Raw genomic sequence first — 5,904 nt, forward strand, 5'->3', positions numbered from 1 at the left:
AATCCGGCCGCACCTCGGCGACCATCCGCACCGCTCGGCGGCGCAGCTCGGCGGGGTAGGGAGACTTACCAGGCATGGACTCGATCCTCTCAAGAGATCAAGTCTCCACCGAACCCGGGGCGATTCACTATTTCGTGGGGCAGACCACCGCTTCGGCCGCTTGATTGAGAATCGAGACGGCCTCTTGGGTGCCAACGGTCAGTGTGGTGGACACGGCGAACTGCACGCGCCCATCCGGAGAGGTGTAGGTCGCAGCCAAGAATCCGGGCGCGGCGCCCGCACGCGCCTGGATCTCCGGCTCCGCTCGGCACAGACGTTCGGCGGGAGGCGGTTCCTGTTGGCCCGGCGGCAGTTCGTCGATCACCCGCTGAAGGTCATCTGGCAACAACTTGCCCATGTCGGACGCGCGCTGGAACCTGCTGACGTCACGCGCAGTGGAGACCACTCCTCCGGCGCCCACGCCGTAACTCGCATTGAACCGATCCATGTCGCGGAGCTTGCCATCGGCATCGCGGGCGTAGCCGTGCCCGTGCGGGCCCTTGATGCCTTCGGGGGGCTTGGTGGTCAGATAGCTGCGGGTCATCTTGAGCGGGTCGAAGATCCGCCGCTCGAACTCCCCTGCCAGGGGGTTGTCGGTGAGCTCCTCGATGGTCATTCCGAGGAGGACGTAGTTGGTGCTGGAGTAGGAGAACTTCTTGCCCGGTTCGCCCGTTCGGGGCAGACTCCGGGTCTTCTTCACCAGGTCGATCGGCGGGTAGTAAGTCGTGAAGTCGAATCTGTCGACTATGCCGAGGAAGTCGGGGATGCCGGAGGTGTGCTGGATGAGCTGTCGGATGGTGATCTCGTCGGCCCGTTCCACCAGGTCCTGCTCGGCCACGATCGGCAGTACGTCGCTGAGCTTGTCGTCCAGGCCGAGCTTGTCCTCCTCGACCAGTTGCAACGCTACGGTGGCGGTCATGCGCTTGGTCTGGGATCCGATGCGGTAGCGGGCGTTCTCGGGGATCTTCCCGCCCTTGCCGTCCAGAAACCGGGAGCCGGCCGTACCACCGTCGACGCGCTTGCCGTCAACGTGGAGCTCACCGATGGCTCCGACGACCCCCGGATTCTTCGCCAGGGTGGTCAGCGCCTTCTGCACATCCCCGAATCGCGGCTTGGACTCGGCGGCGGCGGGCGGCACGCAGCCTAACGTTAGGATCGCGCAGGCCAGCCCGCGATGCCGATGACCTTCGTGCGATTCATACCAGTGATCCTTCCTTGCTGGAAACATCTGGAAGACGCCAGTCGCAGGCCCGGAACTCGCAGAGCCGGGGTCCGCGCGACGCCGGCCTCATGTCTAGAGCAGCGGACGTTTCTGTACCGTTTCCGGCCCGCAACCGTCGCCTATCGACGCTCCTGCGTCACCACTGAGCGCGAGCGATACCCAAAGGCGATTGGGGGCCACTATTTGTGTGCACAACTCTGCTTGAAACGGTCGTGGTCCACGTACATCACCCGGGTCTCCAGCGCGACGTGCTGCGCGATCTCGTGGGTGTTGCCGGGGGTGGGCAGCCCGGCGCCGATGTCCGGGAACTGCCGGATCCCGGCCTCGCCAGCGAGGTGGCGCACCGCTCGGACGAGGAACTCGCGCTGCAGCCTGGCGACCATGGCGAAGTCGGGGAACAACCGCAGCAGCGTCTCCCCGCCTCCCCGTCGACGGGGAAATGGTCCTTACCGCCCAGGAGAAAGTTTCACACCCGCGCGGAGTGCGGGACGGTGGTGTCACACCGGCCCGGCGTGGCGGCGTCGTTGTCCGTCATGGCGCTCTGTCCGGAGGTTCGTGGACGGTTCGGACGCTACAACACCTCCGCCCGCGGCGCCGGGGAGCAGACGGCGAACCGTGCCCGCCCGCCTCCCCGTTACATTGGACCGGTGAGCCACGACCAGCACGGCCTGGCGATGAGCGGGGCGAGCACCGCCGCGGCGCGGCACTACGACCGGGCCATCGACGAGCTGCTGCACCTCCGGGTGGAGGTCGCCGCGGAGACGAAGGCGGCGCTGGCCGACTCCCCCGGCTTCCCGATGGGCAACGTCCTGTCGGCGTACCTGGGGCTGCTCACCACCGAGGCCGACGACGCGCGCAAGGCCCGAGCGCGGTTCGGGGCGTTCCGCCGCGTGGTCGACGAGGCGTCGCTGCTGCCCCGCGAGCGCACGCACGTGGCCGCCGTGCAGGCGCTGCTCGACGGCGACTTCCTGCGGTGCGGCACGCTGCTGGCCTGGATCACCGTGGAGCACCCGCGCGACGCCCTGGCACTGCTCGCGGGCCACCAGATCGACTTCTTCACCGGCGACGCGCGCTCGCTGCGCGACCGCATCGGAGGCGCGCTGAACGCCTGGCGCCACGACGACCGGCATTTCGGGCACGTCCTCGGCATGTACGCCTTCGGTCTCGAAGAGGCGGGCCACTACGACCGGTCCGAGGAGGTGGGGTTGCGCGCGGTCGAACTCAACCCGCGCGACGTGTGGGGCATCCACGCGGTGGCGCACACGTACGAGATGCAGGGCCGCTTCGGCCACGGCCTGCGCTACCTCGACGCGCGGCTGCCCGACTGGTCCACCGGCACGTTCTTCAACGTCCACACCTGGTGGCACTACTGCCTGTACGCGCTGGAGTCCGGCGACGTGGCGCGGGCGCTGGCGATCTACGACGCGGTGCTGGCGGGCGGGCAGTCGAGCATGGAGCTGCTCGACGCCGCCGCCCTGCTCTGGCGCCTCCACCTGGAAGGCTCCGAGCAGCACGAACGCTGGCGCGCGCTGGCCGACGCCTGGCCGCCGCGGGTGGCCGAGCCGTTCTACGCGTTCAACGACATGCACGCCGTCATGGCGTACGTGGGCGCGGGCCGCATCGGCGACGCCGAGCAGCTGATCATGGAGCGGGAGGCGTACGTGCTGGAGCCGCGTCCCGGCGTCACCAACCACAACATGACGCTGCAGGTCGGGTTGCCGGTGTGCCGGGCCATCGTGGCGTACGGGCGGGGCGACCACGCCTCGGTGGTGGAGCTGCTGTACCCCATCAGGCATCGGGTCAACGAGTTCGGGGGCAGCCACGCGCAGCGGGACGCCGTACAGAAGACCCTGCTGGAGGCGGCCCTGCGGGCGGGGCTTCGTGACGTCGCGCGGGCGCTGGTGAGCGAGCGGATCAACGTGCGGCCGTGCAGCCCGTACAACTGGCTCAAGCAGGCGGCGCTCGCCGACCAGCTCGGCGAGCGTGCCGCCGCCACGGCCGCCCGGCTCCGCGCCGACGACCTCGCCAGGACCGGCGGCCGCCCATGACCGCCCGCCAGGCACAGGCGGCACAGGCGGCCGGACAGACCCTGAACAACCGGGCAGACCGTGACGGCCCGACCGATCATGAACAGCCGGACAGACCATGGCCAGCCCGACCGATCATGAACAGCCCGACGGACGGGACAGGCCCGAGGGACGGACGGACAGGCAGTCCCGACGGACAGGCAGACCAGACACACAGGCAGGCCAGACAGATGCAAGGCAGGCCAGATGCATGGGCGGGCCGGACGGGCGGGCGGACCGGGCGAGAAGCAGGCTGGGCGGAGACCGACCCGGGCGGAGACCGACCCGGGCGGAGACCGACCCGGGCGAGGTGGACCCGGGCGAGGCCGAGGGGATGAGAACCGTTGGGCGGGACGGGATCTGTCGGAGGTGGCCGATAAGGTGCGCGTCATGGATCGGCAACTCACCTTGATGGTCGTGCACGCCCACCCCGACGACGAATGCCTGAGCACCGGAGGCATCCTCGCCCGCTACTCCGATGAGGGCGTCCGCACAGTCCTGGTCACGTGCACCAACGGCGAGCAGGGCGACGACCAGGGCGGCGTCAAGCCGGGCGAGCCGGGTCACGATGCCGCGCGGGTGGCCGGGCGGCGGCTGGCGGAGCTGCGCGAGTCCGTCTCCCACCTGGGCGTGGACCATGTGGAGCTGCTCGGCTACCGCGACTCCGGCATGGACGGGTGGGAGACCAACGGCCACCCCGACGCGTTCGCCAACGTGCCGGTCGACGTGGCCGCCGCCAAGCTCGGCGCGCTCATGGAGCACTACCGGCCGCAGGTCGTGGTGACCTATGACGAGACGGGCGGCGGCGGTTACGGCCATCCCGATCACGTCCAGACCCACCGCGTCACGGTCGCCGCCACCGAGGCGACCGGCATCCCCGACAAGCTCTATTACACGGCGATGCCCAGGTCCTCGATCAAGCGGATGTTCGAAGCCATGCGCGCCAACGGGATCGAGCTCGACTTCGAGCCCTCCGACGACTTCGGCACCCCCGACGAGCGGGTCACCACGATCATCGACGTCGCCGGCTACACCGAGCGCAAGCTCAAGGCGCTCGAGGCCCACGAGAGTCAAGGGGAGAACATCTTCCTGCTGCGCATGCCCGAGGAGGTGCAGCACCAGGCGTTCTCGCACGAGGCGTTCGAGCGGAAGCGGAGCACGGTCGACACCCCCCGCCACGAGGAGGATCTGTTCGCGGGCCTGCGTGACGCCTAGCGTCCGGCCGCCTCTCGGTGCCGGCCCCTGAGCCGCCGGTGCCCAGGGCGGCGGTGACGGACCGTCACATTGCCGCACGCCCGCGGCGGTGACGGACCGTCACATAGTCGCGCGGCGACGCGGTAGCGGACCATCATGGCCCCACACCGACAGCGGTAGAGGGCCGTCACGTAGCCGTGCGCCGCGACGGTGGCGGGGCGTCACATAGCCACACGCCGGCGGTAGTAGCGGACCATCATGGCCACACGCCCACGGCGGCAGCGGACCATCACATGGCAGCACGCCCACGGCGGTAGCGAACCGTGACATGGCCGCACGCCGACGGCGGTAGCGAACCGTCATATGGCTGCGCGCCCGTGGTGGTGGCGGGCCGGCATTGCCGCACGCCCGCGGCGGTGGCGGGCCGCCGTATTGCCACGCACCAGCGGCGGTGGTTGCGGGCCGTCACGTGGTTGCGTGGCGGGGGGTCGGGTTCGCCCAGGGGGGGTTGGCGCCGGCGACCGAGCACGTCAGCGCCGCGACCCGGGCCGCGAACTCCGCCGCCGCGACCGCCGCCCGCAGGTCGAGTCCGTCGAGACGACCGCCGAGGAGGCCGTTCGCGTCGAGGGTGTGCAGCAGCCCGGCGGTGAACGCGTCACCCGCGCCGACCGTGTCCACGACGTTCACCTGGGGCGCCGCCACGGTGGCCCGCTCGCCGTCCACGGACACCAGGGCGCCCGCCGCGCCTCTCGTGATGACGACCAGTCGGGCGCCGGCGGCGTGCCAGGCGTCGCAGGCACGTTCCATCGACGTGCCGGGCAGCAGGAAGTCCAGGTCGTCGTCGCTGAGCTTGAGGATGTCGGTCCACTCGCACCAGCGGGTGATCTGATAGTCCTCCCGGGAGGCGAGGCTGGGGCGGACGTTCGGGTCGACCGAGATGGTGGCGTGCTCGGCGGCGGACCGCGCGAACTCCTCCACCGCCTCCCGCCCCGGCTTCTTGACCAGGGCGATCGAACCCGTGTGCAGGCAGTTGACCGGGCCGAGGCGCCGCAGGTCCAGCTCGTACGGTTTCCACTGCCAGTCGGCCGTGCCGTCGGCGTAGAAGGTGTAGGTCGCCCGGCCCTGAGGGTCGAGGGCGGCGACGGAGAGCGTGCTCGGCTCCTCCGCCTCGATGGAGGCCGACAGGTCCACGCCCGAGCCGGCGAGGTGGTCGCGGAGCAGCTCACCGAAGACGTCTTTCGACAGGCGGCCAAGGAATCGGGCCGGGGTGCCGAGCCGGGCCAACGCCACGGCCGTGTTCGCCGGCCCGCCTCCCGGCAGCGCGCGCAACACCAGCCCCTCCGTCCCGCCTCCCAGCCACAACGTCCCGTCGCCCTCCTGTTC

The 5,904-nt window shown here is 70.3% G+C and carries 5 protein-coding genes; 2 read left to right on the forward strand and 3 right to left on the reverse strand.

The features are described from left to right. Nucleotides 1–127: 127 nt before the first annotated feature. Together E1292_RS49045 and E1292_RS54705 are read right to left on the reverse strand one after the other, a co-directional pair. Nucleotides 128–1,177: a serine hydrolase domain-containing protein gene (locus E1292_RS49045; protein ID WP_165975160.1), complete on the reverse strand. Its 1,050-nt coding sequence runs from the start codon at nucleotides 1,175–1,177 to the stop codon at nucleotides 128–130. A gap of 263 nt (nucleotides 1,178–1,440) precedes the next feature. Beyond that, nucleotides 1,441–1,662: an SAM-dependent methyltransferase gene (locus E1292_RS54705; RefSeq protein ID WP_246091005.1), complete on the reverse strand. Its 222-nt coding sequence runs from the start codon at nucleotides 1,660–1,662 to the stop codon at nucleotides 1,441–1,443. Nucleotides 1,663–1,908: 246 nt separating this feature from the next. Between E1292_RS54705 and E1292_RS49055 the strand changes: the two genes are divergently transcribed. Then, nucleotides 1,909–3,309, forward strand: a complete 1,401-nt coding sequence (locus E1292_RS49055; RefSeq protein ID WP_132606668.1) for a tetratricopeptide repeat protein — start codon at nucleotides 1,909–1,911, stop codon at nucleotides 3,307–3,309. A 408-nt stretch (nucleotides 3,310–3,717) separates the two neighbouring features. Beyond that, nucleotides 3,718–4,542, forward strand: coding sequence for a PIG-L family deacetylase (locus tag E1292_RS49060; protein ID WP_132606669.1), 825 nt, complete (start codon nucleotides 3,718–3,720; stop codon nucleotides 4,540–4,542). A 444-nt stretch (nucleotides 4,543–4,986) separates the two neighbouring features. Here E1292_RS49060 and E1292_RS49065 read toward each other — a convergent pair. Then, a partial coding sequence (locus E1292_RS49065; protein ID WP_220447443.1) for a carbohydrate kinase family protein occupies nucleotides 4,987–5,904 on the reverse strand: 918 nt, incomplete at its 5' end.

This window comes from Nonomuraea deserti, from assembly GCF_004348685.1.
Taxonomy (GTDB): Bacteria; Actinomycetota; Actinomycetes; order Streptosporangiales; family Streptosporangiaceae; genus Nonomuraea; species Nonomuraea deserti.